This is a genomic window from Geothrix campi (genome assembly GCF_024609265.1).
GTDB lineage: Bacteria > Acidobacteriota > Holophagae > Holophagales > Holophagaceae > Geothrix > Geothrix campi.
The window spans coordinates 193,570-220,421 of the sequence record NZ_JANHMP010000003.1 but is presented as its reverse complement, the minus strand read 5'-3'; the positions used below and the strand labels follow the sequence as shown (position 1 = coordinate 220,421).

Below are 26,852 nucleotides of genomic sequence, written 5' to 3'. Positions count from 1 at the left end.
CATGAAGACCTGGAGGAGCCTCGGGGAACGGCGCGGGATGGTGCGGGCGCGGAAGGCGGAGTTCGAGGACGAACTGCCCGCGGGCGAAAGCGTCCGGCAGATCAGCCGCCGGGACTTCTTCCGCTTCTCGGGGGTCGGCTTCGCGGCGGGCCTGGCCCTGGGCTGCAAGAGCAAGGTGGTCGAGAAGGCCATGCCCTACCTCAACGCCCGGGAGGGCCTGACGCCCGGCGTGGCCCAGTGGTACGCCACCACCTGCGGCGGCTGCACCGCGGGCTGCGGCGTGCTGGCCCGCAGCCGGGACGGGCGCCCCGTCAAGCTGGAGGGGAATCCCGAGCATCCCGTGAGCCGCGGCGGTCTCTGCGCCATCGGCCAGGCCCAGACCCGTGGCCTCTACGACGAGGACCGCCTGCGCGGGCCGAAGCTGGCCGGGAAGGCCGTGGACTGGGCCGCGCTGGACGCGGATCTCCAGCGCCGCTTTTCCGAACTGAGGGCCTCCGGTGGCGCCGTCCGCGTGCTGGCGGGGACGATCCTCAGCCCCACGCTCCGTGCGGCCGTGCACAGCTTCCTCGACACCTTCAAGGACGGTCGCTTGGTGGAGGCCGACGCCCTCAGCGCCGCGGCCCTGGCCGCCGCCTACCAGCGCACCCACGGCCAATGGCTGGTGCCGCACTACCGCCTGGAGGAGGCGGACCTCATCGTGGGCATCGAAGCGGACTTCCTCGGCACCTGGATCGATCCCGTGGGCTTCACCCGCGCCTACGCCGAGCGCCGCGGGCCCGACAAGCCGCGGCCCATGTCGAAGCACATCCAGGTGGAGGGCGGCCTCTCGCTCACGGGCAGCAACGCCGACGAGCGTGTGCGCCTTGCGCCGTCCGAGGCCGTGCCCTTCCTGGAGGCCCTGGCTCGCCAGTTGGGTCTCACCGTGGAGGGAGGAGCCCTCCCGACGGCCCTGGCGGCCAAGGCGCAGGCCATCGCCCACGAGCTGGAGACGCACCGGGGCCATGGCCTCCTGCTCTGCGGCCTCAACGATCCGCGGGCCCAGGAGCTCGTCGCCCGGATCAACCATGCCCTCGGCCACGAAGGCACCACCGTGGATCTGGCCCGCCCCAGCCTCCAGAAGCGGGGCGACGACCGGGCCCTGGAGGCCCTGGTCCGCGAGATGGCCGAAGGCAAGGTCGCCGCTCTGCTGCTGCTGGGCTGCAACCCCATCTACGAGCAGCCGGCGGCCTTCGCCGGCGCCTTCGCCAAGGTGCCCATTCGCCTATCCCTGGCCCTGACCGAGGACGAGAGCGCCGCCGCCTGCACCCACCTGGCTCCGGACCACCACTGGCTGGAGGCCTGGCGGGACGCAGAGCCCGTGGCGGGCACCGTCTCTCTCGCCCAGCCCCTCCTCCAGCCCCTCTTCGCCACGCGTGATGCCGTGGAAAGCTTCGGTGCCTGGGCCGGACGGCCGGTGTCGGCGCTCCAGGCCCTGCGCGAGCACTGGAAGGCGGCCGTGTTTCCAGGGCAGAAGGCCGTGGGTGACTTCGAGACGTTCTGGAACGCGGCGCTGCAGAAGGGCGCCGCACAGGTGGACACCGGGCCCGCGCCCCGGTACCGCGAGGGCCGCGTGGAAGGCGCGCCGCGCATCGGGCGCAAGGATGGCTACGAGTTGCTGCTCTACGCCAAGGTGGGCCTGGGGGACGGGCGCCACGCCCACCTCCCCTTCCTCCAGGAGTTGCCGGATCCCATTACCAAGGCCACCTGGGACAACTACGCCCAGGTGTCGCCCGCTGCGGCGGTAAAGCTTGGCCTGGAGCAGGGCGACCTGCTGCGCCTGCGGCCCGAGGGTCACGCCCTGGAGCTGGAGCTGCCCGTCGTCGTGCAGCCGGGCCAGGACGATCGCACCGTGGCCGTGGCCCTGGGCTATGGCCGCACGGCGGGTGGCAAGGCGGGGCTCGGCGTTGGGAAGAACGCCTATCCCTGGCGGGCCTTCACCTCGGGCTTCCTGGCCGCTGAGGTCGCGCCCCTCCAGGTGCGGCGTGGCCAGGGTCGCGTGGACCTGGCCTGCACCCAGGACCATCACAGCCTGGAGGGCCGCGAGCTGGTGCGGGAGATGGCCCTGGCGCCCTACCTGCGGGATCCCGCATCGGCCCGCCCCCACGAGCAGCCGGGGCCTTCCGTCTACGGCGAGCATCCCCACGGCGCCCACCGCTGGGCCATGGTCATCGACCTCAGCGCCTGCACGGGCTGCTCCGGCTGCGTGATCGGCTGCCAGGTGGAGAACAACATCCCCGTGGTGGGGCGCGACGAAGTGCGGCGCAAGCGCGAGATGCATTGGCTGCGCATCGATCGGTACTACACGGGCTCCGAGGCCGAGCCCGGCGTCGTGCACCAGCCCATGCTGTGCCAGCAGTGCGACCAGGCCCCCTGCGAGAATGTGTGCCCCGTACTGGCCACAGTGCACAGCGAGGAGGGCCTCAACCAGCAGGTCTACAACCGCTGCGTGGGCACCCGCTACTGCGCCAACAACTGCCCCTACAAGGTGCGCCGCTTCAACTGGTGGGAATATCCCCACGCCAGCGAGTTGGAGCGCCTGGGTTTCAATCCGGATGTCACCGTGCGCAGCCGCGGCGTGATGGAGAAGTGCTCCTTCTGTGTGCAGCGCCTCATGGAAGCCAAGCTCACGGCGAAGAACGAAGGCCGCGAGCTGAAGGACGGCGAGGCCCTGCCCGCCTGCATGCAGAGCTGCCCCGCCCAGGCCATCGTCTTCGGTGATATGCAGGATCCGGACAGCCGCATCAGCCAAGTGCTGCGCGATCCCAAGCGCTTCCTGGTGCTGGGCGAGCTGGGCATCGGGCCCGCCGTAAGCTACCTGACAAAAATCCGCAATGTCGCGCCTAGGCCGACGGAAGGGGGCCACCATGGCGCATGATGCCGACGTGCTGACCGCCAGCGGGATCTCCGCCGCCGAGGCCGAGCGCTACGGCCACAACCTGCCCCTCATCGACGGGAACAAGACCTACCGCCAAGTCACAGAGGAGGTCTTCGCGCCCACGGAGCGGCGCCCGCCCCTGCGCTGGTGGCTGGCCCTGGCCGTCACCCTCTCCATGCTCTCCCTGGGCGCCTGGGCCGTGGTGCAGACCCTCACCCGGGGCATCGGTACCTGGGGCCTCAACCGCACGGTGGGGTGGGCCTTCGACATCACGAACTTCGTGTTCTGGGTGGGCATCGGCCACGCGGGGACGCTGATCTCGGCCATCCTCTTCCTCTTCCGCCAGCGTTGGCGCACCTCCATCAACCGTGCCGCCGAGGCCATGACGCTCTTCGCTGTCATGTGCGCGGGCACCTTCCCCATCATCCACATGGGCCGGCCCTGGCTGGCCTTCTGGGCCACGCCCTATCCCAATTCCCGCGGCTCCCTCTGGGTCAACTTCAAGAGCCCGCTGCTCTGGGATGTCGTCGCCATCTCCACCTACTTCATCATCTCACTCGCCTTCTGGTACATCGGCCTCATCCCCGACCTGGCCACCCAGCGGGACCGCGCGAAGACGAAATTGAAACGCACGATCCTCAGCATCTTCTCGCTGGGGTGGAACGGCTCGAACCGCACCTGGAGCCGCTACGAGACGGTCTACATGCTGCTGGCGGGCCTCAGCACGCCCCTGGTGGTCTCCGTGCACACCATCGTGTCCATGGACTTCGCCACCTCGGTGATCCCCGGATGGCACGCGACGATCTTCCCGCCCTACTTCGTGGTGGGCGCCGTGTTCAGCGGCTTCGCCATGGTGCTCACCCTCATGATCATCGCCCGGTCGGTGATGGGCCTGGAGGAGTACATCACCACCCGTCATCTGGAGGCCATGACCAAGGTGGTGCTGGCCACGGGGATGATCGTGGGCATGGCCTACGCCACGGAGTTCTTCACGGCCTGGTACAGCGGGAACCCCTACGAGCGCTACGTCTTCCTCAACCGCGCCCTGGGGCCCTACCAGTGGGCCTACTGGACCATGGTGGGCTGCAACGTGCTCAGCCCCCAGTTCTTCTGGTTCAGGAAGGTGCGAACCACCCCCTGGATGATCTTCATCCTCACCATCTTCGTGAACATCGGCATGTGGTTCGAGCGTTTCGTCATCATCGTGACCAGCCTCCACCGAGACTACCTGCCATCCAGCTGGGCCATGTACCGGCCCACCTTCATCGAGGTGGCCATCCTCATCGGCAGCTTCGGCCTCTTCTTCACGCTGTTCCTGGTGTTCACCCGGGTGCTGCCCATGATCGCGGCGAGCGAAGTGAAAGGAGTGCTGAAGAATGTCGAGCACTGAGCACCTCCATCGCAGCCGCTTCCGGGCCTCCTTCGCGGACCCCGAGCAGCTCCTCCACGCGGTGAAGCATCTGCGAACCGCAGGCCACCGGGTACTGGACACCTACACACCCTTCCCGGTGCATGGCATGGACGAGGCCATGGGCCTGCGCCCCTCGCGGCTGCCCCGGGCCTGCCTAGCCTTCGCCGTCCTGGGCCTCGCCCTCGCCGCAGGGCTTCAGATCTGGACCTCGGCGGTGGACTATCCACTGATTACGGGCGGCAAGCCCCTCCTGGCCATCCCCGCCTTCATCCCCGTGGCCTTCGAGCTGACGGTACTGCTGGCGGGTCTGGGAGTCGTGGCCAGCTTCTTTCTCGTCGCGCGCATGCGCCCCCGCCTCCGCATCCCCGACCTCCATGCGGGCGCCAACGATGACCGCTTCATCCTGGCGGCGGAGCTGGCCGCCGATATCCAGTTCCCCGCTGTGGCCCAAGAGCTGGCGGGCCTGGGCGCCCTTGATTCCGGCCTGCTGGTGGAGGACCGCTTCCAGCGCCGCAGCGCCTTCTGGGACCGCCCCGCGGGCGTGGGGGCTCTTCTGCTGGCCTGCCTGCCCGCCTTCCTGCTTCTCGCCCTGGTGCCAGTGCTCAACCGCGACTTCCAGCGCCGGAACCTGGCCTGGGACGGCGGCATGGGCGCGCCCCTCTCGGCTCAGGCCTACGATGCCAGCGGCGTCCTGCCCAGTGGGAAGGTGCTGCAGGCGCCGCCTCCGGATACCCTGTCGCGCCACGGCGAGCCGCCCCTGGCCTTCGGGCCGGGCAAGGCCGAGGCGGAGCGGGCCGGCCGCGAGCTGCAGAACCCCTACCAGCCCACCCAGGCCCGCTTCAACCGCGGCAAGCTCGTCTTCGAGCGGGTCTGCGCCACCTGCCACGGGCGGGAGGGCGACAACAACGGCAGCGTGATCGTCGCGCGGGGCGCCTTCGCGCCCACGGTGCTCGTCTCTCCCTTGGTGCGGGACATGCCGGACGGACGCCTCTTCCACGTCGCCACCTTCGGCGGCCCCACGAAGATGAAGGGCTACGGCGATCTCCTCAGCCGCGAGGACCGCTGGCAGGTGGTGCTCTACATCCGGGAGCTGCAGAAGGCTGCGAAGCCTGCCGCTGCGCCCGCCCAAGCCACGGGAGCCCAGCCATGAGCGAGACCTTCACCGTTCCCGCCCGGGACCTCACCAAGTCCGGGATCCCCACCCTGGCCGACATCGGCGAGCGCCTGCGGGGTGGCGCCTGGGCCTTCGTGGTGCTCGGCGCCGGATTGCTGGGCCTGGGTCTCGTGCTTCAGGCGGAGCGGGGCTGGGGCAACCTGCTGCTCACGGCCTTCAACCTGGCCTGCGTGGGGCTGGGCGGGCTGTTCCTGCTGGCCATCCAGTCCATCACCGGGGCCCGCTGGAGCGATCCCATCCTCAAGGCCCACCGGGCCATGCCGGCGCTCCTGCCCGTGGCGGGCGCCCTCATGCTGCTGCTGGCCTTCGGGGCCACCACCCTCTACCCCTGGGCCCGACCGGATGCGGCCTCCCACGAGGCGCTGCACGGCCGCCTGGGCTGGCTGAACCCGCCCTTCTTCTTCGGCCGGGTGGCGCTCATCTTCATGGCCTGGATCTGGGTGGGGCGGCGACTCACGCAGCAGGGGAAGGGCGCGGCCCCCTTCATCCTGGTTTTCGGCCTCACCTTCTCCCTGGCCAACTTCGACTGGCTGATGTCCCTCGAGCCCGTGTGGTCCAGCACCATCCTGGCCATCTACGGGTTCTCGGGCATGTTCCTCCAGGGCATCGCCATCGTCACCATCAGCGCCATCGTGCTGCGCCGGGTGGGCCTGCTCCCGGCGGTGTCGAAGGCGCAGAACCATGACTTGGGCAAGCTGCTCTTCGCCTTCAGCTGCTTCTGGGCCTACATCTTCCTCAGCCAGTTCTTGCTCATCTGGTACGCCAACCTGCCCGAGGAGACGGGCCCCATGCGGCTGCTGCTCCAGGGCCGCTGGATGCCCCTCTTCTATCTGAACCTGGTCCTGAACTTCGGCCTGCCCTTCGTGCTGCTGCTCGGCCGGAAGGCCAAGACCAGCGAGACAGTACTGCTGGCCACCTGCGCGATCCTCCTGGCGGGCCGCTGGCTTGATCTCTACCTCCAGATCATGCCGCCCGTGCTCCATGGCCTGGTCCCGGTCTTCGGTGTCGCCGAGCTGGGTGGCATCCTCCTGCAACTGGGTCTCGGCCATCTGGCCTGCTGGCCCGTTTTCATGAAGGACGCCAACCCCGCCCAGGAGCTGCCCCAGGGAGGGTGAAGTTCCATTGGAAAGATATAAGCCTCCACGAAGGACACGAAGACGCCCTTCGGGCGCGGGAAGAACACGAAGGAGCAGGACCTTCCGGAAGACCCGAGGGTACCGACCGCACCGGGCTTCGTGCCCTTGCCTTTATTTCTTCGTGTCCTTCGTGGAGATCCTTTTTTCCCGAGCTGCCGACCCCTACTCCTTCGGCCCGTACTCCACGGTGCTCCTGAAGGCCAGGAAGAGCGCGATGGCGCTGAGGGCCAGGGAGACGAAGAAGGCGCCGGGGAGGACGCTGCGCTGGCCGTCGAGGACAGCGCCCAGCACGGTCTCAAAGAGGTAGAGCTGGATCACCAGCAGCACGAGGATGACGCCCAGGGCGGCGGGGGAGATGCGAACGCGGGGCGTGTTCATGCGGTCACCTCCGTCTTCTCGCGCGGGCAGGCGGCGCGGTGGTCGAGGGATTCCAGGGTGGGCTTGGGCAGCTCGCCCACGGCCCAGAGGGTTCCGTCGGGGCGGGTCTCCAGGGCGATGGCGGCGAGCGGCCGGCTGGGCGGGCCCTGCACGGGGAAGCCGCGGTCCGGCTCGAAGAAGCCCAGGTGGCAAGGGCACTCCAGGCGCTCACCGGCGTAGCGCACGGCGCAACCCAGGTGGGTGCAGGTCTGCCGGTAGGCCCTCAGCTCGCCCTTGGGGGTGCGGAGCAGGATGCAGGCATCATGCGCGTCCCGGAACTTGAAGAGGCGGCTCTGGCCGGGCTGTAGGTCCGTGGCCAGACCCAGGGCCACAGGCAGTTCCGCGTGCCTGGCCTCGGGATCGGAGGCGCCCTCCAGGGGCTTCTTCCGCAGCCACAGGTAGCCGATGCCGGCGGTGAACCCGGCGCTCACCACGGCCAGGAAGCGGGCGAACTCGCGGCGGGAGAAGTGGCCTTCTTCGGCCAGCTCAAGGGGGAAGGCGCGGCGCCACCAGATCATCAGAGGCCTCCATCTATGAGCAAAGCCGCATCCAGGTGCAGGGGCGTATCCGGATCGGGCACCATGATGGCGTTCTTCGTCTTCACCCGCACGCTGCCGATGAGGAAGTCGCGCAGCGGCTTGTTGTGGCGTAGGTTCGCCACCTCGTCCTTGCGGACGAAGAGCAGGGCCTGGCTGGGGCAGACCGTGGCGCACATGGGCTTGTGGCCCTCGGAGGTGCGGTCATAGCAGAGGTCGCACTTGAGCATCTGCTCCAGGCCCGAGAACACGATGGGCACGCCGAAGGGGCAGCTCAGCTCGCAGTTCTGGCAGCCGATGCAGCGCGGCTTCTGCGCCGCGTGCACCACGCCGTCCTCGCTGCGCTTGATGGCGTCCGAGGGGCAGACCTGGGCGCAGATGGGATCCTCGCAGTGCATGCAGACCGTGGGCACCGTCTGCGGGCTGTCGAAGCGGTCCATCTCGTCCAGGTGGATCATGGAGCGTCCGCGGTGGGTGCCGCACTCGGCGCAGGCGCCCACGCAGGAGCGGCAGCCGATGCAGCGCTGCGGATCGATAAAGAAGCCGTAGTCCTGGGGCACCATCAGAACACCTGCTCGGGCATCTGGGACTGGCCGCTGCGGGCCTCGTAGGCCATGCGCTGCAGCTCCGCCAGTTCCGGGGAGAACTGGTCCCTGGTGGTCTTCTTGAGCCGCACGGCACTCACCTTGAACTCGGGGATCTTCGAGACGGGATCCAGGTGCCGGGCCGTGAGGCGGTTGGCGGAGAGGGCTCCGGCCCAGTGGTAGGGGATGAACACGGTGTCGGGGCGGATGGTCTTCACCACCTTGGCGGGCAGCACCATGATGCCGCGCCGGGAGGTGATCTCCACGGCATCGCCCTCCTGAAGGCCGTACTTCTCTGCCAGGCGTGGGTGGATCTCCAGGTAGGGATGCGGGCACTGCTCCACCAGGAAGCCGATGCGGCGCGTCTGCGTGCCGCTCAGGTAGTGGAAGACCACGCGGCCCGAGGTGAGCCAGATGGGGTAATCGTCATCGACCACCTCCATGGGCGGCCGCCAGGGCGTGGGGATGAACTTCGCCTTGCCGTCGGGGTGGAAGAACTGGCCGCCTTCGAAGAGGCGCGGCGTGCCGGGGTGATCCTCCGTGGGGCAGGGCCAGAACACGCCCATGTTCTTGACGATCTTCTCGTAGGTGATGCCCGCATAGTCGGCGGTGCCGCCCTTGGAGGCCACCCGCAGCTCATTGAAGATGGCCTCGGGGCTGGTGAAGTGGTCGAAGTACTTCCCGCGGCCCAAGCGCTTGGCCAACTCCACCATGATCTGCCAGTCGGGGCGGGCATCGCCGGGGCAGTCCACGGCCTTGTTGATCTTGATGACGCGGCCCTCGGCGCTGGTGGTGGTGCCCTCGTCCTCCTCGTGCAGGGCCGAGGGCAGCACGAGGTCGGCGTGTTGGGCACTCTCGCTGAGGAAGAAATCCAGGCAGACGAAGAACTCCAGCTTGTTGAGGGCCTCCCGGGTGAACTGCGAGTCCGGCAGGGACACCAGCGGGTTGAAGCAGAGCAGCAGCAGGCCCTTGATCTCGCCAGAGTGGATGGCGTTCATGATCTCCTGGGCACTCTGGCCCACGCCCGGCAGCTCCTCGTCGGTGCAGCCCCAGACGGAACAGATGTACTTCCGGTGCTCGGGATTGCTGATGTCACGGTTGCCCGGCAGCTGGTCGCACTTGTGGCCGTGCTCGCGGCCGCCCTGGCCGTTGCCCTGGCCCGTGATGGTGGCGTAGCCGCAGCCGGGCCGACCGATGCGCCCCGTGGCGAGCACCATGTTGATACAGCCCAGGACGTTGTCCACGCCCTTGCTCTGATGTTCGATGCCGCGGGCGTGGAGGAGGAAGCTGGTCTCGGCCTCGCCCCAGATGCGGGCGGCCTTCTCGATGGCCTCCACGGGCAGGCCGGTCATCTGGCTGGTCCACTGAGGCGTGCAGTCCTTCACCGCTTCCAGGGCTTCCTCGAAGCCATGGGTGTGGGCCTTCACGAACTCCCAGTCGATGAGGTTCCACTTGTTCAGCAGGTGGAGGATGCCATTGGTCAGGGCCGAGTCCGTGCCGGGTTTCAGCGGCAGCACCAGATCGGCGGTGCGCGCCAGGGGTGTGATGCGGGGGTCCACCACGATGAGCAGGGCGCCCTTGTCGCGGGCCCGCCAGATGTAGTCGGTGGTGATGGGGGAGCACTCGGCCACGTTGGAGCCGGCCACCCAGATCACCTTGGCGTGCTCGATATCAGCCCAGGAGTTCGCGGCGCGGTCGACGCCAAACGCTTTTTTGTTCCCTGCGCCGGCGCTCACCATGCAGAGGCGGCCGTTGTAGTCGAGGTTCTTGGTCTGGAGGCCCAGCCGTGCGAACTTGCCCGCCAGGTAGCTCTTCTCGTTGGTCAGCGACACGCCGGACAGTACCGCGAAGGCATCCTTGCCGTGCTGCCCCTGGATGCGCTGGATCTCGGCCACGGTTCGGTCCATGGCCTCGTTCCAGTCCATGGGTTCGAAGCCGTTCTCCGTGCGCTTCATGGCCTTGGTGAGGCGATCCGGGTGGTTGCCCTGGAGGTAGCGCTTCACGCCCTTGGGGCAGAGCTTCCCCTGGTTGAAGGGGAACTCCTCCCAGGGATCGAAGCCGATGACCTTGTTGTCCTTCACCTTGAGCTTGATGCCGCACTGCTGGCCGCAGAAGCAGCAGTGGGTCTCCACCACCTTGTCCGGGGTGGGGTCCGCCAGCCAGCCCCCCGGCGGGGCCAGGTTGAGGTGGGGGCCGAACTGGGCACGAAGCTGGTCCTGGGAGAGGGGAAGCGTGCTCATGGGGACCTCTCAGGACTTCATGCTGATGGGATCGGAAATAGGCTCGGCATACACGGGGACGGTGGCGAAGGGGTCGAAGGCCCCGTGGAGCCGCTCGCCCTGGGCCTTGGCCACGAGCCGGCGCTTGCAGCGGGGACAGAGATCCAGGTGATGAACGGAGGCACTGTGCCGCGCGCCGTCCAGCTCGAGCACCGCCCAGAGGGCTTCCAGGTCGCGACGCTGGTTGGCCCGGATGAAGGGGGCGCCACAGCCCTTGCAGGGCAGGCGGCCTTCGCGCTCGCCCTCGGCCTTGTAGATCGTGACGCCCACCTGGGCGGGTCGCTGCACCACGTGGAAGAGCTTGCCGAAGGGCAGCCCCAGCAGCAGCAGGATCACCGTCAGCTCATGCAGGAAGGACAGGGTGGCGAAGTTGCGGCCCTGGAGCCACTTCTCCGAGGCGGTGAGCAGCAGGCCCGTCATGCTCACGGCGATGAGGAGCACCAGGGGCAGCAGGTCCAGGTCGAAGCGCTGAGTGGCCGAGTCCCCCTCATCCTGCTTGCGGCGGATGAGGCTCAGGACGCAGCCCGCGATCACCATGACGGCCGCCAGATCCAGCACGTGGAAGCTGCAGAAGGCGATGAAGCTGTCGAGGGGGAAGGACCCCGCCGGGAAGCCCAGCACCCAGGCTTGGTAGCGGGTGGCGTCCAGGCCTTCGCTGGTGAACCGAACCCAGCCGAAGACCAGGGGGATGGTCACCGCGAAGCCCAGAAGGCAGCCCCAGGCCAGAAGGGCGTGGGCGCCCCATCGCTTGATGGAGCGCTTCTCGATGAAGCGTTGGAGCACGATCTGGTCCAGGGTCAGCAGAGCCATCCGCGGCAGGGCTTTGATCGCCCTCGGGGAGAACAGGGTGCGGAGAGTGTGCCGGAAGTACATCCGCGTGGCGGGCCGTTCGATCCAGGAGAAGTAGCGGTAGGTGACGCCGAAGCAGGCGAAGAGGGTGGCCAGCAGGTAGCCAAGGAGCGCAGGATCCAGCCAACGTCCGCCCCGGCTGCCCAGGGCGACGGCGCCGCAGAGGGCCAGGGTGGCGAGGGCGGCCCCTAGGAGGGGACGGGCTTCGAGATCGAGTTCATCGAAGACGCGCATGACTGGGCTCCGGGAGGACCTGAGGTCCAGAATAAAAGGATCTGCAAGTCCTAATTTAAGACAAAAAAGGATGAATTCAAGCTTCTAGGCTGAGCCATCCATGTTCAGCGCGCTGCGGTCAGGGCTTTTCGCAGGGTGGACGGTCCTTCGCATCCTTCTGGTGCCGCAGGTCCATGAGCTGCAGATCCCGGATGGTGGCCTCGGTCATGGAGGTGGCCACCTGGGCCTTCACGGCCCCCCAGGCCTCGTGCAGCGGGCAGGGGTGGTCGCCGCCGCAGGTGGGGAAGCCCATGATGCAGCCATCCATGGAGTTCGGGCCCTCCAGGGCGATGACGACTTCGCCCACGGTGATCCGGTGGGAAGGCCGCAGCAGGCGGAACCCGCCCTTGGGGCCCCGCACGGATTCGAGGATCTCGGCCTGCACCAGCCCCTGGAGGATCTTCGCCAGGTAGGGCCCGGGCAGTTCCAGGCTGGCGGACAGATCCTTGGCCAGGCAGAAGCTCCCATCCTCGGGGAGGGCGGCGAGGGCTCGCAGGGCATAGCCGGTGGCGGTCGAGAAGAGCATTCCGGAATAATACTTCTGATTTGAGGAGCAGGCCCTAGGATTCTGGAGTCCAGCCCATTTGTGATCGAGGTCAGAGCAGGGCCCGCCACAGGAGCAGCAGTCCCAGCACGCTCAGGCCCCCCTCGCGCCAGCCGAGGGTGCGGGCCGGGATGGGCCGGTAGGCCGCCAGGGCCCGGAGGTAGAGCAGGCCCGTCCAGCCGGTCCAGAGGCACCCGGCCAGCCCCCGGGGCGCCAGCAAGAGTGCGGACATCCCGATCAGCAGCAGGTGGAGGACATGGACGGGGATCCGCCGATGCTGGAGTTCCTCCTCGGCAAGCTTGTGGGCATGGCCCAGGAGGCGCCGCACGTGGGCGAGGTTGGCGCCCCCCACCAGGGTGGTGAAGAGCCAGGCCCGACCGGCCTCGATCAGGGGCGCCCCACCGGCCGCAGGGATGGCGGCAGCCAGGCCTGCAAAGGCCCCCTGAGCCGCCAGCTCCACGGCCAGCGAGCGCACGGACCGCTGGAGGTCAGCCCGCAGGGCCAGAAGCACCAGGGGGGCCACACAGGCCAATGGAATCAGGAATCGTGGGCCTGAAAAGACAAGGGCCGTGGCTCCGAATCCGGCTGCGAGGGTTCCAAACAGAAGCAGAGCCCGGAGTTGGAGGGAGTCCCGTTGGCCTGTGAGCACGCGCCGAAGGGAGGGCCGTGCGAGGAAGAAGGTCAGGGCGGCCAAGCCGAGGCAGAACCCGCCCGGGCTGGGGCGGAGCAATAGGCCCAGCACCAGCGGGAATCCGAGCATGAACCAGCTGCCGTGCTCGGCGGGCAGGAGGGTGCGCCAGGGGGGGAGGATTCGGGACATTTCAGCCCTTTCAGGTCCGAAATAGAGTCTGACCGCAAGTCCCGAGTCTTGCCATGCGGGGGATCACACTTCGGAGGCGATGAGCCGCAGGCCCTCCAGGGCCTCCTCCATGGTGAGGAAGACGGGCAGGCCGGCCTCCCGGAGGCCCTGGCGGTAGGCATCGTAGAGGACGCCGCCCTCCACGGCCACGCCCAGCCACTTGCCGCTCCCGGAGGCGAGGGCGGCCAGGGCCCGCGCGAAGGGCCCGAAGGCCGCCGGATCCGCCGTGCCGAGGCGGCGGGTGAGGGGCACCAGGCCTACCACTACCACATCGGCCTCCGAGGCCAGCAGCAGGCGGGCGCCGGCCAGGTAGGCGGCCTCGTCGGCCATGGGGGTAAGGTCCAGGGGCAGGCGCGGACTCACGAGGCCCGTGAGACCGTGGGCTTCGATGGTGGCCGTCAGATCGGCGGTTTCGGCTTCCGTGAGCTTCGAACCCCGGAAGGGGCCCTCCAGCAGATCGGCCGAGGCCACGGACTCGAAGCCCGCGTTGGTCATGATGGCCACGCGGCGGGGCGTGCCCTTGGCGTAGGCCCCAAGCCAGGAGAGAGCCGAGTCGAAGGCCTCGATGCGCTCGGCGAGCAGCACGCCCGCCCGGCGCAGCACGCTGGCCTGGAGGGCGTGATCGCCGGCCAGGGCGCCCGTGTGGCTGCTGGCGGCGGCCATGCCCTCCTGGCTGCGCCCACCCTTGTAGAACAACACGCGGCGGCCGGTGGCGCGGAGCTTCGCCGCGGCCGCGGCGGTGGCCTTGAGGTCGCCGGGGGCAAAGCCCTCCAGGTAGGCGCCAACCACCTGCACGGCGGGGTCCGAGCCGAAGCCGGCCAGGAAGTCCGAGCAGCGCAGATCCATCTGGTTGCCGATGGCCACGGCGGCGCGGAGGCCCAGTTCGGGCCGACGGCTCAAGCGCGTGATGAGGAAGGCGCCACTCTGGCTCACCAGCGCCGCGTGGCCCGACTTGGGCCGCAGGGGCAGTTTTTCGTCGGGGATGAAGAGGGTGTTCAGGTCCTGGTCGGGGCTGTAGAGGCCCAGGCCGTTGGGACCCACCAGGGCCGGGGTCCACTTGCCGGCGCGGCGATGGTCCTCGAGGCAGGCCACAAGCCGCTGGCCGAGGCCTTCGGCATCGGCGCCGTCGCCGAGGCCGCCCGCCACCACATAGACGACCGTCGCGCCGCCTCCCTGGCGGCAGAGCTGTTCCACCACCTCCAGGGTCGAAGGCGCGGGCAGGGAGACGATGAGCTGGTCCGTGGGGGCGGTGGCGAGGTCGGCCACCGAGCTGAGGCAGGGCAGGCCCAGGAACTCGGCGGCGCCGGGCTTGATGAGGCGGATGGCGCCCGGGGGCAGAGTGGACCGCTGGACGTTCTCGAGGATGATGCGGCCCACGGTGCCGGCGCGGCTGGACACGCCGGCGATGACGAGGTCCCGCGGGGCCACCAGGGCGTGGTACCAGGCTGGATCCGGCACCGCTGGCGGTGCGGTCACGGCGGCGTCGAGGGTGCCCACACCATCCAGGGCGGTGGGCAGACCGTCGCCATCCAACACCACGGGATTGAGCTCCAGCAGGGTGACGCCTTCCCGCTCCAGGCCTTCCGCGGCGCGCCACAGGCCCTGGAGGAAGGCCAGCAGCTTCGCCTCGTCCGTGAGGGCCTCGGTGCCCCGCTGGCGGCCCAGCCAGGTGCGGCCCAGCCAGTGTTCCCGCAGGTCCGCGAGGGCCTGCTCCGGCGTGGCCAGGGCCAGGGGCCAGATCAAGGGCGGGGCGAGAGCGGCCCAGGCGTCGGCCTGGAGGCCACCGATGCCGCAGACGGCCAACCAACCCGCGTCGGGATCGCGCTTGAGCGAGACCAGGGCTTCCGTGGGGAGGCCCGCCAGGCGCTTGAAAGCCACCTTTTCGCAGACCAGACCGCCGATCCACGGATGTTCGGGCACCCGCATCTTCATGGCGGCGGCTTCGGCCTTCAGGGCCGTTTCATCGAAGGGTCCGAAGTGGACGGCGCCCTTGTCGGACTTGTGCCAGAGCTGGTCCGCGATGCCCTTGAGCACGATGGGTTCACCGGGGGCGAAGGGCAGGGGGCCTGTCTCCAGGAAACCGTGGCGGGGCACCCGCAGACCCGCGGCGGCGAGCAGGCCGTAGGCGCGCCCCTCGTGGAGGAATCCCGTGGTCGTGTGCATGTCAGGCTCCCACTGGGTCGTGGATCAGGCCGCGGCCGGCCTCGAAGGCCTCGAGGTTCTTCTCGGTGACGCGCGCACCCTTGGCTTCGAAGCGCTGGGCGATGACCTCGCGCCAGACACCGTCCTCGATGGGCAGGAAACGGGAGGCCATGCCCAGCAGGGCCATGCCACCGGCCTGGCGGTGGTTGAGGCGCCGGGCCAGGTCCTCGGTGTCGACCAGGTGGGCCCCGCGCACCGCTTTGAGGGCGGCGTAGACGTCATCCAGGGGCGGGTAGCCGGCCATGTCCATCTGAGGTTCCTCGGAGACGACCAGGTGGCCGTCCATGCGGAGCATGGACACGTAACGGAGGGCCTCCAGGGGTTCGAGCGCGATGAGCAGATCGGCTCCACCCTCATCAAGGATGGGCGACGTGAGGGCGGCCTCGGAGAAGCAGACCTGGGCGTGGACGCTGCCGCCCCGCTGGCTCATGCCGTGAATCTCGGACTGGAGGGCGTGAAGGCCGCTACGGCGCAGGGCCTCCAGCAGGATCTGGGCGAGGGAGAGCACCCCCTGGCCGCCGACGCCGGACAGGACGATGCCGTGGATGCGGGAAGCGTTCATGAGCAGACCTCGGTGGTGCAGCGCTCGCGTTCCTGGCGGTCGTGATCCTTCAGGACACCGCGGCGGATGGACTGGATGCACTCCCGGCGGAACACCACCACCGAGGGGCCGGCATGCCGGAGGGCGGCCGTGACGGCGGCCACGTTGGCATCGTGCTGCTTGGGCACCGGCAGGAGCACCTGGAGCTGATCGTCCGGGATGCCCATGCCCCGCACCATGCGCTCGACCTGATCGAGGGCCTGGCTGGGCTGCTGGCCCGTCATGCCCACCACGCGGTTGTCGAGGATGATCACGGTGACGTTCACGCCGGAATCGACAGCGGTCAGCAGGGCCGGCAGGCCGCTATGGCCGAAGGTGGAATCACCGATCACGGCCACGGAGGGGTTCTGGCCCGCCAGGGCCGCGCCCACGGCCATGCTGATGCTGGCGCCCATCTCCACGACCGCGTGGATGGCGGCCATGGGCTCCTGGGCGGCCAGGGTGTAGCAGCCGATGTCGCCGAACACGCGGGTCTCCGGGGCCCCGACCTGGACGAGAGCCTCCTTCAACGCCTCGTAGGCGTCCACATGGCCACAGCCGTCACAGAAGCGGGGCGCGCGAATCGGCAGCTCGAGGCTGGAGGCGGCCTTTCCAACCGGGGCTTCCACGCCGAGGGCGTCCTTCAGAAGACGCGGCGACAGCTCGCCCGTACGGGGCAGGGCGCCATCGAGGCGACCGCGGATCTGAGCGGTGCCGCGCAGACCCAGGCGCTCCTCCAGCACCGGGTAGTCCTCCTCGAAGACCACCACCTCGTCCACCTGGGCCAGAAAGGCCTGTTCCAGGGCCGGATCCACGGGGTAGGCGGCGATCTCAAGACGGGAGAGGGCGGACAGGGCGGGATTCTCGTGAAGCAGTTGTCCGAAGTAGGCGCGGCCCATGCCAGCCAGCGCGACGCCGCGACGAATCGTGCCGGGGATCAGGCGGTTGAGGGGCGTGGCCTCGGCCATCAGGCGGGGCTGCTTGTCCAGCAGATCCACGTACCGGCGGCGGGCATTGGCGGGGATCAGCACCCAGTCTTGGACGGCGGCTTCCGGCACGGGGCCCAGGCCGGTGGGGGCCTGCGTCTTCCGGCGGGCGAGGGCGGCGCGGCAGTGGGCCAGGCGGGTCACGATGCGCAGCATCACGGGCACCTGGAGCGCCTCGGATAGCTCGAAGGCCCGGAAGGTGAGGTCATAGCACTCCTGGACGGTGCTGGGCTCCAGGCAGGGCAGCCAGGCAAATTCCGCCAGGCGGCGGCTGTCCTGCTCATTCTGGCTGCTGTGCATGCCCGGATCGTCGGCCACCAGCAGCACCAGCCCGCCCCGGACCCCCGTGAGGGCGGAGTTCGCGTAGGCGTCCATGGCCACGTTCAGGCCCACATGCTTCATGGTCACCAGAGTCCGGTGGCCGCTGTAGCTCATGCCCAGGGCCAGGTCGTAGGCCACCTTCTCATTGGCGGCCCACTGGGCCACTCGGCCGTCCTGGGCCCCGTGGATGAGCAGCTCGACCGCCTCGAACCCCTCCGTGGATGGCGTGCCCGGATAACCGAACGCGCCTTTGATGCCGGCATCGAAGGCGGCACATCCCACCGCTTCGACCCCCAGCGCGAGGGTGCTCTGAACCATGAAAACCTCCAACCTTTTCCAAGCGGGAAGTATGCGGAGCCGCGTCAGTGCCCAGGGTCACAGGGGGGCTGGTCCGACCAGAGGACCGCCCCGCCCCGGGGGCAGGGAAGCCGTGATGACTAGGCCCCTGAAGGAGGCCCGGACACCTTCCGGCTGGCTCTGCGAATGGGAACCTTTACCCAGTGGCAAAGGTCACAACTTTGTCGACGAAGAGAAAATCTGTCACGACCACGAAATTTTAAGTGCCTGTTTTTTGCCATATATATTTTTTTAAACATTTTAATTTCAATATTTTACTATTAATTGATCAATTTTTTTCATCAAACCAAACAACCATACATTCATGTTCGAATCGAGCATTTACACCCTTGAGGTAGCCAGAGTGAGAGCTATAGTTTGGTTTCTGACGCCAGGATCAACTTTCATCCTCGTCCAGCCCGCACTGGCAAGCCTTTTCAAAGATCACAGCTCTGCTCCTTCCGCTATTCCACCCCGGTCCATTCACGCCACCCGCATGAGGCGAATCATGAAGCCACGAACCCAAGTGGTCCTGCTTGCCACTCTGATGTCCGCCACGGCCTGGGGCCAGGAGGTGAGCCTCTACGGCACCACCATGGCCCAGATGTGGAAGCAGGAGACGCCGGGCTTTGACAAGAGCACCTTCACTCCGGCCACCCAGTACCTGGGCATCGACGCCACCAAGCTGGGCACCGACAACCTGTCGCTGCACCTCTTCGGCTGGGGCCGGACGGACCTGGGCGACGCCAGCAACTTCGACGGCTCGAAGTCCGGCGGCTACCTGAACTACGGGTACCTGCAGTACCGCTTCGACCAGGCCAATGCCGAGATCAAGGCGGGTCGCTTCACGACCAACCAGGCCACCGGCTTCGAGCAGGTGGATGGTGTCAGCGTCCGAACGGACCTGCGTGGCGGGTTCTCCGTGTCGGCCTTCGGTGGGAAGCCGGTCTACTACAAGACGGTGGATCCCCGGAATCAGGCTGACTACGAGTTCCAGCGGGATTTCATCTTCGGCACCCGCTTCGCCTGGCGCATGCCCAAGGTCGGCGAGATCGGCGTCTCCTACCTCCAGGACGGCACCAAGGCCGCCAAGGACCTCGACATCCCCTCCCCCATCGACTACACGCGGAAGCAGCTGGGTGTGGACATCCGGATCACGCCCGCCACCGTCTTCGATCTCCGCGGTCGGACCGTCTTCGACGTAGCCAGCCACCCGGACCAGGCTCCCGGCACCCGGGATCGCTCCAATATCGCCGAGCATGACTACACCGCCACCGTGAAGTTCGGCGAGCAGGTCACCATGACCGGCAACTATGCGGAACGGAATTTCTACGCCTTCTTCGCCGGCACGAACCTCCCGTCCCTCTTCCACCAGGATGAGAACGACATGTTCCGCGGCTTCGGGGGCAGCATCACCTGGAACGCCCCCACCGGCGTCCAGCTGGTGGGTGATTACCGCCACATGCACCGCGAGTCCTTCGGCGACGTGAACCGGGCCGGTGGTGAGATCCGCTGGGCCTCCAGCGAAAAGACCTTCCTCACCGGCCTCGGCGCCCATTGGGTGAACGCCGGGAATACCAAGTTCGTGGATCCCGCGACTCCCTACCGCAGCCTGAGCCACAAGGAAGCCCGCATGTGGGCCATGGTCACCAGGGGCAAGCTGACCGCGAGCCTGGACGGCATTCTCCAGCGCTATGACAGCGAGAATCCCTACCTCGTCGGGATCAGGAACGTCTATGAAGTGGTGGGCTCACTCGGATACCAGGCCACCTCGAACGTGAAGGTGTCCGGAGACGTCAGCTACGGAAGCACCCCGGTCGCGAAGCACGAGACCCGGGGGCTCCTGCGGGCCGAGTATCGGTTCGGCTTTGCTAAGAAGGGAGGTCGCTAATGGCCCGGAAGTCCATTTTCCAGATCATCGGCATCGCGCTGGGTCTCGGCGTCCTGATGGCGTGCAGCCTCATTTCGCCTGAGGCGAGCTTCGCGGCGACCCACCCCCAGGAGCTGGGTGCGGGCCGTCCCATCTGCTCCGAGTGCCACAGCAACGACGTGGCCAAGGGCGCGCAGAAGCCCTTCGCCGCCTTCGACCACACGCCCACCTTCGTGAAGGACCACCGGTTCCAGGCCAACCAGGACTCCAATACCTGCGCCGCCTGCCACGCCCAGTCCTTCTGCGCGGACTGCCACGGGGGGAAGGTCCCCATGAAGCCCGCCACCCGCTTCAGCGACCGGCCCGATCGGGAGACGCCGCATCGGGGCGACTTCATGACCCAGCATCGCATCGAAGGGAAGATGGATCCGTCCAGCTGCTACGCCTGCCACGGCCGGGCCAACAACGAGAAGTGCGCAGCCTGCCACCGGTAGGGATCTGAATTCGTGTCCAAGGGGAACACAATGAGCCGAACTAAGCTGATGGTAGGAAGCTGTTTCGCGATGGTCCTCGCGCTTCTTGCCTGGGGATGCGCCGGAACCGCCGGGAAGGCGGCCCCGTTCAATGCCACCACCGGGCAGCACCCGACGAACTGGATCGAAGTCCACTACGTCGATTACGCCAAGGCGCCCGACCAGTGCCGGACCTGCCACGGCTCCACCTCGGATCCGGCCCAGGCGGGCGGCATCTCCAAGGTGAGCTGCTTCACCTGCCACACGAATGGCGTGAACCACCCCACGGGCTGGGCGGATCCCAGCCAGCACGGTCGCCTCGGCGCCCAGGCCGTACCGGCCACCACCCAGCTGATCGGCGGCACGGTGGTCGATGGCGCCGGCTTCGCCTACTGCACCAAGTGCCACGGGGCGAACTACACCGATGGCATCGCCGTCTCCTGCAAATCCTGCCACACCAAGGCGCCGCACCCCGACGCTCCCTGGCGCGGGGCCACGTTCACGTCGCCCAGCCATGTCAACACGAACGGTGGGAACGCTCCCGCTTGCGCCCAGTGCCATCTCAATGGGGCCAACTCCTCCCTCAAGCCCGTGACTCCGGCGCCCGCCGGCACCGCGCCCGGCTGCTTCAACAACACCCTGTGCCACGGCACGAGCTTCTGATAAGGAGGCGCCTATCTCGTCGATCAGCCTGAAGTCTTCCCACCCCGTCCACCCAACCGCAGTTTGACTCCCACTAAGGAGAATGAAGCATGCAACACCGACCTCTGAAACAGCTCTGCGGCCTCATCGCCACCGCAGCCGTCGCCCTGGTGCTGATCGGCTGTAACGGCAAGACAGGCCCCGCCGGCGCCAACGGCACCAACGGCACCAACGGCACCAATGGCACCAACGGTACCAATGGCACCAACGCGACCATCACGGTGAACGCCGCCCAACTCACCCCCGATCAGTGGGGCCAGCTCGCCCTCAACGGCACTGTCACCAGCGTGACCATGGGCAGCAAGCCCGTCGTCAACTTCACGGTCACCGATAGCAAGGGTACCCCCGTCAGCGGTCTCGGCTTCACCACCAAGACCTCTACTGCCCTGGTCCCCAGCTACGCCAACTTCGGCTTCAGCATCGCGAAGCTGGTGCCCGGCACCAACGGCAGCCCCAGCATGTGGGTGAACTACATCGTCACCACGATGCCCACCACCAGCACCGCCGCGGCTCCCTCCAAGCCCAGCACCGACAACACGGGCACCTTGGTCGACAACGGCGACGGTTCCTACAAGTACACCTTCTACCGCGACATCACCGCTGCCCAGGCCTTCCTGGATGGCTATGCCTACGATGCCACGAAGAACCAGTTCCGCGCTGATCTTGGCGACGTGACCTACCAGCCCACCCTGACCCATCGGGTCAGCATCCAGATCGGCGGCAATGCCCGCGGCACCAGCACCAACACCCCCGATGGTTCCAATACCGGCATCACCGGCGTGCCCATCCTGACCCCCGCGAACATCACCTACGATTTCGTGCCCGCCACCGGCGCCGCTCCTGCCGCCGATGCGCAGCGCAACATCGTGGACATGGCCTCCTGCAACTCCTGCCACACCCGTTTCGAAGTCCACGGCGGCAACCGTATCGACCCCCGCTACTGCGTGGTCTGCCACAACGACCAGCGCAAGTATGGCAACCCCGAAGCCACCACGACGGCCACGGGCTACACCGGCAACACCTACAAGATCAATGGTCTGGCCGCGGGCGATTTCCCGGCCTTCATCCACCGCCTCCATGCGGGTGAGTTCCTGCAGAAGACCGGCTACCTCTACGCCGGAATCCCCTTCAACGAGACCACCTACCCGCAGGATCTGCGCAACTGCTCCAAGTGCCACACGGCTTCCATCGCTGCCACCCCTCAGGGTGATGCCTGGAAGACCAACCCCAGCCGCATGGCCTGTGGCGCCTGCCACGATGGCATCGACTGGGTGGCCGGCACCAACCACGCTGGTGGCCCCCAGACCAGCGACCTGAACTGCACGGGCTGCCACGGCGCCTCGCAGATGCAGGTCATCCACACCCCGATGGTCGCGCCCAACCCGGGCTACGTCGCCGGCAGCCACACCAACGGCTCCTACATCGCCGACTACAAGAGCATCCTGCCCGCCGGCGCCCACCAGATCACCTACGATCTGAAGAGCATCACCCTCAACAGCAGCAATCAGCCCGTGGTCACCTTCCGCTTCATGAAGGACGGCACCGCAGTGGCCTTCAACGCGGCCCCCGCCGCCGCCGACGCCACGGTCGAGTTGATGCCCGGCTACATCGGCAGCCCCAACGCCTATATCGCCTTTGGCGTCGCCCAAGACGGCATCACCGCCCCGGCTGACTGGAACGCCACGCTCAGCGCCACCATCCGGAACGTCTGGAACAAGACCGTCACGACCGCGACCATGGCCGGCCCTGACGCAAACGGCTACTACGCTCTGACGTTCGTCGCGGCGGTCCCCGCCAGCGCTACCCAGATCACGGGCGGCATTGGCTACAACTACAGCTACGGCAACCCGCCGCTCACTCAGATTGACCTCCCGGCCTTCCCCTACTCCGGTGGCATCACCGGTACCGGCGGCCTGAGCGTGCCCGCTCCCAACGTCGCCAAGCTCGTGAGCGGAACCCTGCCCGCCGGCTTCGCGGCTCAGACGGCCCGTCGTTCCATCGTCGCCAACCAGAAGTGCAACGACTGCCACGCCGTCCTGGGTGTCTTCACCGACAAGACGTATCATGCCGGTGAGCGCAACGACGCCCCCACTTGCACCTTCTGCCACAACGTCAACCGTGTGAACAGCGGCTGGGGCGTGAACATCAAGGATGCGATCCACTCCATCCACGCCGCAGACAAGCGGGTGAACAAGTTCTCGTGGGAAGTCTCCGCGGGCGACACCTACTGGAATGTCACTTACCCGGCCATCCTGAACAACTGCGAAGCCTGCCACGTGCCCGGCTCGTACGACTTCAGCAACAGCACCAACGCGGCCGCCATTCCCAACCTGCTCTGGACCACCGTCGCCACTGGCACGACCCCGACTCCCGTCAATGCCATCGTGACCGGCAATGAGACGGTTCCCGGCGTCTACTGGTCGCCCTTCGCGGCTGCCTACGGTTCCGCCTATGTCTTCGGCAGTGGCTTCGGCTACAACGCCACGACCCAGGTGATCACCAACGCGGCGCCCACCACCCTGGTGAACAGCCCGATCACCTCCGCCTGCTCTAACTGCCACGACACCCCGGCTGCCATCGCCCACTTCAAGGGCAACGGCGGGGCGTTCTACGAGGCTCGCGCCACCGCGCTCCTCAAGGTCGAGCAGTGCATGGTCTGCCACGGCTCCGGCCGCACGGCTGACATCAAGGCCGTCCACATGAACTTCAAGTAATGTCCCCCGCCAGGGCGCGGTTCGCCGCGCCCTGGCGACCAGTCACCGCAACGAACGAGGACCCGGACGCCTGACCGCTCCGGGTCCTCTTTCTGATCGCCCCCTGCCGACCAGGCCGATTGACAATGCCGATGCGCAGGCCGGACAATCGGCCTCCGGCTCACGAGGTCCCCATGAAGAACCCCCTGCTGAAGTTCACCCTGGCCACCCTGGCCCTGCTTGCACCCGCCCCCATGGCCCGGGCCCAGGAGGAGACGGAACCGCCCCGGAAGACCCAGCCCAAGAGCACCAAGGCCGCGAAGGACGCGAAAGCGAAGGCCGTGGCCGCCAAGACCAAGGCCCGGGCCAAGGTGAAGGCAGAGACCGAAGCCAAGGCCATCGACATCAACAGCGCCACCAAGGATCAGCTGAAGACCCTGCCGGGCATCACGGATGCTTACGCCGACAAGATCATCGCGGGCCGTCCCTACCTCTCCAAGGCCTTTCTGGTGACGAAGAACGTCCTGCCGAACGATCTCTTCCAGACACTCCGGAAGCAGATCGTGGCCAGACAACCAAGCGTGAAGGCTAAGTCCAAATAAGAACCGCGGAAATTTAATAGAAGAGCCCCCGATATCCGGGGGCCTTTTCGCGTACCGGCCTCCCAACCTGTCGCTGTCGGGTGGAACTTGATTGTCACGCGTGCCGTGACACAAGTCACAAGGGCGATTGACTTCATAAATTACCGAAGGATCATCATTGCCGAAACTCTTCGCTCAGGTCCGCCTGTGGGTGCCAGTCCAATTGAATCAAGCGTGATTGCCCCATACCGCCTGAACCGCCTGCAAATCCCTACCCCAAGGAGGATGAACCATGCAGCATCGACCTCTGAAACAGATCTGCGGTCTCATCGCCGGGACCGCCGTCGTTCTCATGCTGGTGGCCTGTGACGGGAAGACGGGTGCGGCCGGGGCCAACGGCACCAATGGCACCAACGGGACGAACGGAACCAACGGCACGAATGGAACCAATGCCGTCCTCACCGTGAATGCCGCCCAGCTGACCAGCGACCAGTGGGCCAAGCTGGCGCTCAAGGGAACGGTCAACAGCGTCACCATGGGCGGTGCCCCCGTCGTGACCTTCACGGTCACGGACGGCGTGGGCACGCCGGTAAGTGGCCTGGCCAGCCAGGCGGCCAATGGGACCTACCCCAATTTCGCGTTCGCGATCGCCAAGCTCATCCCAGCCGATGCAGCTTCGGGGAGCCCCAGCCGCTGGGTGAACTACGTCGTCACAGAGACTCCCGCCGCCGGGCAGAGCGCCGTGCCCCATTTCGCCGAGCATGAGAACGACGGAATCCTGAAGGACAACCTTGACGGAACCTACACCTATACCTTCGCCCTGGACATCACCAAGGTCAAAGGCTACGTGGATGCGGCCACCGTCTATGACGCCACCCACCTCAAGGCCGACCTGGACGATCTGACCTACGATCCGACCCTCACCCATCGCCTGATCATCACGGTGGGCGGGAATCAACCCGGCACCACGATCCAGACGCTGGATTCCGCCAACCTGTCCTACGACTTCATCCCTTCCACGGGCAAGGCGGTCACCGCCTCGGATGCCCAGCGAGTGATCGCCGATCAGGCAGGCTGCAACAGCTGCCACACCAAGCTGGCCTTCCACGCCAACTACTTCCCGCCCATCCATGACGTCCTGCTGTGCGTGGTCTGCCATACCGAGCAGCACAAGTACGGCGCCACCGAATCCCTGCCGGCCACAGGCAATGCCCTCGTCCCCGGGGCCTACGGCATCTTCACCGCCAGGCTCCAGGATCGGGCGCTACCCAACTTCCCGAACATGATCCACAAGATCCACACAGGCGAGCTCCTCACCTACCAGGGCTACAACCAGTTCGGCACCCAGTACAACGAAGTGACCTATCCGCAGGATCTGCGGAACTGCACGAAGTGCCACACCCAGTCGGCCGCCGCCCCCCAGGGCGACAACTGGACCAGCGTTCCCAGCCGCTTGGCCTGTGGCGCCTGCCACGACAGCATCATCTGGATCAGCGGTGCCAATCATGCCGGTGGCGCCCAGACCAGCGACCAGAACTGCATCGGGTGCCATGGCGCCTCGCAGATGCAGGTCATCCACACTCCGGTGGTCGCGCCCAACCCGAACAATGCCTGGCTGGTCGCCTCCGGCGGCAACAACAACACCAACGCCTCCTATGTGGCTGGCTACACCGGCATCCTGCCCGCCGGCGCCCACCGCCTGACCTGGGACTTCCAGTCGGTCAGCCTGAATGCGAGCCGCCAGCCCGTGTTCGTCTTCCGCTTCCTGGAAGACGGGCTGCGGAAGGACTTCAAGACCTTCGTGAGCACCGCCAGCACGCCTGAGTTCTGGGACAACTATGCCGGCGGCCCCAGCGTCTACCTGACCTTCTCCGTGCCTCAGGACGGCATCGCCACCCCAGCCGATTGGAACGCGTCCGTCAGCACCTACGTCAAGAACATCTGGCGCGGGGACGGTCTGGATCAGTACGGCAACACCCTGGCAGCCACGGCGGCCGGAACCCTATCGGGCCCCGACGCCAACGGCTACTACACCCTGACCATGACGGGCGTGGTGATCCCCGCCACCGCCACAAACCTGACCGGCGGCATCGGCTACACCTACGGCCTGAGCTCCACCCAGCCCCTGACCCAGACCGACGTGGCAGGCTACGCCTACACGCCTCTGCAGGTGACCTTCAACACCACCACGAGCAAGTATGTCCAGGTGACCGGCACCGGTCAGGGCGGCGTAAGCGTACCGGCCCCCAATGTCACCAAGCTGGTCAGCGGCAGCACCGCCCGCCGCGCCATCGTCAGCAACCAGAAGTGCAATGACTGCCACGCCACGCTGGGCATCTTCACCGAGAAGGTCTACCACGCCGGCCAGCGCAACGATGCGCCGACCTGCACCTTCTGCCACAACGTGAACCGCGTGAACAACGGCTGGGGCGTGAACATCAAGGACGCGGTCCACGCGCTCCATTCCGCGGACAAGCGTGCGAACAAGTACTCCTGGGAAGCCGCTGCTGGCGACAAGTACTGGGAGATCACCTACCCGGCGATCCTGAACAACTGTGAAGCCTGCCACGTGCCCGGTTCCTACGATTTCCGGAACAGCGCCAGCGCGGCCGCGCTTCCCAACCTGCTCTGGACCACCGTCGCCACCGGTACGGTGCCGAACCCCGTGAATGTCGTCGTCACGGGCACGGAGACCATCCCGGGCACCTACTGGTCCCCCTTCGTGACCGCCGGCGCCGTCTATGGTTCGGGCTTCACGACGAACTTCTCTCCCTCCGCCACCACGGCCTACACCGACGCCGCCGCCACCACCCTGGTGAGCTCGCCGATCACGGCGGCCTGCTCCAACTGCCATGACTCCGCGGCTGAGATCGCCCATTTCCAGGGCAATGGCGGTGCCTTCTATGAACCCCGCGCCACGGCGCTCCTCAAGGTCGAGCAGTGCATGGTCTGCCATGGCGCCGGCCGCACGGCTGACATCAAGGCCGTCCACATGACCTTCAAGTGATGTCCCCCACCAGGGCGCGGTTCGCCGCGCCCTGGTGGCCAGCAACAGTGAAACAGCAAGGGCCCGGACACCTTCCAGTGCCGGGT

The 26,852-nt window shown here is 67.2% G+C and carries 20 protein-coding genes; 10 read left to right on the top strand and 10 right to left on the bottom strand.

The genetic code is table 11. The annotated features are described in order from the left end of the window. Position 1 precedes the first annotated feature (1 nt). The 4 genes from NOV65_RS12810 to NOV65_RS12795 are packed head-to-tail and all read left to right on the top strand — an operon-like array spanning position 2 to position 6,614. Positions 2-2,914, top strand: coding sequence for a 4Fe-4S dicluster domain-containing protein (locus NOV65_RS12810; RefSeq protein WP_257306859.1), 2,913 nt, complete (start codon positions 2-4; stop codon positions 2,912-2,914). After that, positions 2,904-4,304 carry an NrfD/PsrC family molybdoenzyme membrane anchor subunit gene (gene nrfD, locus NOV65_RS12805; protein WP_257306858.1) on the top strand — a complete coding sequence of 467 codons (1,401 nt, stop codon included), beginning with the start codon at positions 2,904-2,906 and terminating at the stop codon, positions 4,302-4,304. Before NOV65_RS12810 ends, nrfD begins: the two co-directional genes overlap by 11 nt. Continuing rightward, complete coding sequence (locus NOV65_RS12800) at positions 4,291-5,475, top strand: quinol:electron acceptor oxidoreductase subunit ActD (protein WP_257306857.1); 1,185 nt, start codon at positions 4,291-4,293, stop codon at positions 5,473-5,475. Before nrfD ends, NOV65_RS12800 begins: the two co-directional genes overlap by 14 nt. Next, a complete protein-coding gene (locus NOV65_RS12795) occupies positions 5,472-6,614 on the top strand; it encodes a hypothetical protein (protein ID WP_257306856.1) in 1,143 nt (380 codons plus the stop codon). The genes NOV65_RS12800 and NOV65_RS12795 overlap by 4 nt, the downstream gene beginning before the upstream one ends. Positions 6,615-6,797: 183 nt before the next feature. Here the strand turns inward: NOV65_RS12795 and NOV65_RS12790 are convergent, their stop codons facing one another. The 10 genes from NOV65_RS12790 to NOV65_RS12745 form a co-directional block, all read right to left on the bottom strand. After that, on the bottom strand, positions 6,798-7,013 hold the full coding sequence (locus tag NOV65_RS12790; RefSeq protein WP_257306855.1) for a DUF6755 family protein: 216 nt from the start codon (positions 7,011-7,013) through the stop codon (positions 6,798-6,800). Then, on the bottom strand, positions 7,010-7,570 hold the full coding sequence (locus tag NOV65_RS12785) for a QcrA and Rieske domain-containing protein (RefSeq protein ID WP_257306854.1): 561 nt from the start codon (positions 7,568-7,570) through the stop codon (positions 7,010-7,012). The genes NOV65_RS12790 and NOV65_RS12785 overlap by 4 nt, the downstream gene beginning before the upstream one ends. Beyond that, complete coding sequence (locus tag NOV65_RS12780; RefSeq protein ID WP_257306853.1) at positions 7,570-8,151, bottom strand: 4Fe-4S dicluster domain-containing protein; 582 nt, start codon at positions 8,149-8,151, stop codon at positions 7,570-7,572. Before NOV65_RS12780 ends, NOV65_RS12785 begins: the two co-directional genes overlap by 1 nt. Beyond that, the gene (locus NOV65_RS12775) at positions 8,151-10,412 is read right to left on the bottom strand and encodes a molybdopterin oxidoreductase family protein (protein ID WP_257306852.1); all 2,262 of its coding nucleotides are present in this window, start codon (positions 10,410-10,412) and stop codon (positions 8,151-8,153) included. The genes NOV65_RS12780 and NOV65_RS12775 overlap by 1 nt, the downstream gene beginning before the upstream one ends. Before the next feature lie 9 nt (positions 10,413-10,421). Then, positions 10,422-11,534 (bottom strand): hypothetical protein, encoded by a 1,113-nt coding sequence (locus tag NOV65_RS12770; protein ID WP_257306851.1) that lies wholly within the window; start codon positions 11,532-11,534, stop codon positions 10,422-10,424. 118 nt (positions 11,535-11,652) lie between these two features. Further along, complete coding sequence (locus NOV65_RS12765) at positions 11,653-12,099, bottom strand: RrF2 family transcriptional regulator (protein WP_257306850.1); 447 nt, start codon at positions 12,097-12,099, stop codon at positions 11,653-11,655. 70 nt (positions 12,100-12,169) lie between these two features. Then, on the bottom strand, positions 12,170-12,937 hold the full coding sequence (locus tag NOV65_RS12760) for a YwiC-like family protein (protein WP_257306849.1): 768 nt from the start codon (positions 12,935-12,937) through the stop codon (positions 12,170-12,172). A gap of 63 nt (positions 12,938-13,000) precedes the next feature. Then, positions 13,001-15,139 carry an acetate--CoA ligase family protein gene (locus tag NOV65_RS12755; RefSeq protein WP_257306848.1) on the bottom strand — a complete coding sequence of 713 codons (2,139 nt, stop codon included), beginning with the start codon at positions 15,137-15,139 and terminating at the stop codon, positions 13,001-13,003. 1 nt (position 15,140) lies between these two features. Then, complete coding sequence (locus NOV65_RS12750; RefSeq protein WP_257306847.1) at positions 15,141-15,740, bottom strand: indolepyruvate oxidoreductase subunit beta; 600 nt, start codon at positions 15,738-15,740, stop codon at positions 15,141-15,143. After that, a complete protein-coding gene (locus tag NOV65_RS12745) occupies positions 15,737-17,383 on the bottom strand; it encodes a thiamine pyrophosphate-dependent enzyme (RefSeq protein ID WP_257306846.1) in 1,647 nt (548 codons plus the stop codon). The genes NOV65_RS12750 and NOV65_RS12745 overlap by 4 nt, the downstream gene beginning before the upstream one ends. A 526-nt stretch (positions 17,384-17,909) precedes the next feature. On the opposite strand from NOV65_RS12745, the gene NOV65_RS12740 reads away from it, so the two are divergent. From NOV65_RS12740 to NOV65_RS12715, 6 genes are all read left to right on the top strand, one after another. After that, positions 17,910-19,292 (top strand): hypothetical protein, encoded by a 1,383-nt coding sequence (locus tag NOV65_RS12740; protein WP_257306845.1) that lies wholly within the window; start codon positions 17,910-17,912, stop codon positions 19,290-19,292. Continuing rightward, positions 19,292-19,765 carry a hypothetical protein gene (locus tag NOV65_RS12735; protein WP_257306844.1) on the top strand — a complete coding sequence of 158 codons (474 nt, stop codon included), beginning with the start codon at positions 19,292-19,294 and terminating at the stop codon, positions 19,763-19,765. The genes NOV65_RS12740 and NOV65_RS12735 overlap by 1 nt, the downstream gene beginning before the upstream one ends. Before the next feature lie 69 nt (positions 19,766-19,834). Further along, positions 19,835-20,446: a hypothetical protein gene (locus NOV65_RS12730; RefSeq protein WP_257306843.1), complete on the top strand. Its 612-nt coding sequence runs from the start codon at positions 19,835-19,837 to the stop codon at positions 20,444-20,446. Positions 20,447-20,535: 89 nt separating this feature from the next. Continuing rightward, the gene (locus NOV65_RS12725) at positions 20,536-23,199 is read left to right on the top strand and encodes an OmcA/MtrC family decaheme c-type cytochrome (RefSeq protein ID WP_257306842.1); all 2,664 of its coding nucleotides are present in this window, start codon (positions 20,536-20,538) and stop codon (positions 23,197-23,199) included. Positions 23,200-23,372: 173 nt separating this feature from the next. Beyond that, complete coding sequence (locus NOV65_RS12720) at positions 23,373-23,780, top strand: ComEA family DNA-binding protein (RefSeq protein ID WP_257306841.1); 408 nt, start codon at positions 23,373-23,375, stop codon at positions 23,778-23,780. Positions 23,781-24,051: 271 nt separating this feature from the next. Then, positions 24,052-26,766 carry an OmcA/MtrC family decaheme c-type cytochrome gene (locus tag NOV65_RS12715; RefSeq protein ID WP_257306840.1) on the top strand — a complete coding sequence of 905 codons (2,715 nt, stop codon included), beginning with the start codon at positions 24,052-24,054 and terminating at the stop codon, positions 26,764-26,766. Positions 26,767-26,852 lie beyond the last annotated feature (86 nt).

Excerpts from the sequence above, each read along its gene's own strand:
- NOV65_RS12730 (WP_257306843.1), top strand. The coding sequence starts at position 19,835 with ATGGTCCTCGCGCTTCTTGCCTGGGGATGCGCCGGAACCGCCGGGAAG.
- NOV65_RS12770 (WP_257306851.1), bottom strand. The coding sequence starts at position 11,534 with ATGCGCGTCTTCGATGAACTCGATCTCGAAGCCCGTCCCCTCCTAGGG.
- NOV65_RS12750 (WP_257306847.1), bottom strand. The coding sequence starts at position 15,740 with ATGAACGCTTCCCGCATCCACGGCATCGTCCTGTCCGGCGTCGGCGGC.
- NOV65_RS12765 (WP_257306850.1), bottom strand. The coding sequence starts at position 12,099 with ATGCTCTTCTCGACCGCCACCGGCTATGCCCTGCGAGCCCTCGCCGCC.
- NOV65_RS12740 (WP_257306845.1), top strand. The coding sequence starts at position 17,910 with ATGAAGCCACGAACCCAAGTGGTCCTGCTTGCCACTCTGATGTCCGCC.
- NOV65_RS12775 (WP_257306852.1), bottom strand. The coding sequence starts at position 10,412 with ATGAGCACGCTTCCCCTCTCCCAGGACCAGCTTCGTGCCCAGTTCGGC.
- NOV65_RS12760 (WP_257306849.1), bottom strand. The coding sequence starts at position 12,937 with ATGTCCCGAATCCTCCCCCCCTGGCGCACCCTCCTGCCCGCCGAGCAC.
- NOV65_RS12790 (WP_257306855.1), bottom strand. The coding sequence starts at position 7,013 with ATGAACACGCCCCGCGTTCGCATCTCCCCCGCCGCCCTGGGCGTCATC.
- NOV65_RS12755 (WP_257306848.1), bottom strand. The coding sequence starts at position 15,139 with ATGCACACGACCACGGGATTCCTCCACGAGGGGCGCGCCTACGGCCTG.
- NOV65_RS12745 (WP_257306846.1), bottom strand. The coding sequence starts at position 17,383 with ATGGTTCAGAGCACCCTCGCGCTGGGGGTCGAAGCGGTGGGATGTGCC.
- NOV65_RS12785 (WP_257306854.1), bottom strand. The coding sequence starts at position 7,570 with ATGATCTGGTGGCGCCGCGCCTTCCCCCTTGAGCTGGCCGAAGAAGGC.
- NOV65_RS12780 (WP_257306853.1), bottom strand. The coding sequence starts at position 8,151 with ATGGTGCCCCAGGACTACGGCTTCTTTATCGATCCGCAGCGCTGCATC.
- NOV65_RS12795 (WP_257306856.1), top strand. The coding sequence starts at position 5,472 with ATGAGCGAGACCTTCACCGTTCCCGCCCGGGACCTCACCAAGTCCGGG.
- NOV65_RS12800 (WP_257306857.1), top strand. The coding sequence starts at position 4,291 with ATGTCGAGCACTGAGCACCTCCATCGCAGCCGCTTCCGGGCCTCCTTC.
- NOV65_RS12735 (WP_257306844.1), top strand. The coding sequence starts at position 19,292 with ATGGCCCGGAAGTCCATTTTCCAGATCATCGGCATCGCGCTGGGTCTC.
- nrfD (WP_257306858.1), top strand. The coding sequence starts at position 2,904 with ATGGCGCATGATGCCGACGTGCTGACCGCCAGCGGGATCTCCGCCGCC.
- NOV65_RS12720 (WP_257306841.1), top strand. The coding sequence starts at position 23,373 with ATGAAGAACCCCCTGCTGAAGTTCACCCTGGCCACCCTGGCCCTGCTT.
- NOV65_RS12715 (WP_257306840.1), top strand. The coding sequence starts at position 24,052 with ATGCAGCATCGACCTCTGAAACAGATCTGCGGTCTCATCGCCGGGACC.
- NOV65_RS12725 (WP_257306842.1), top strand. The coding sequence starts at position 20,536 with ATGCAACACCGACCTCTGAAACAGCTCTGCGGCCTCATCGCCACCGCA.
- NOV65_RS12810 (WP_257306859.1), top strand. The coding sequence starts at position 2 with ATGAAGACCTGGAGGAGCCTCGGGGAACGGCGCGGGATGGTGCGGGCG.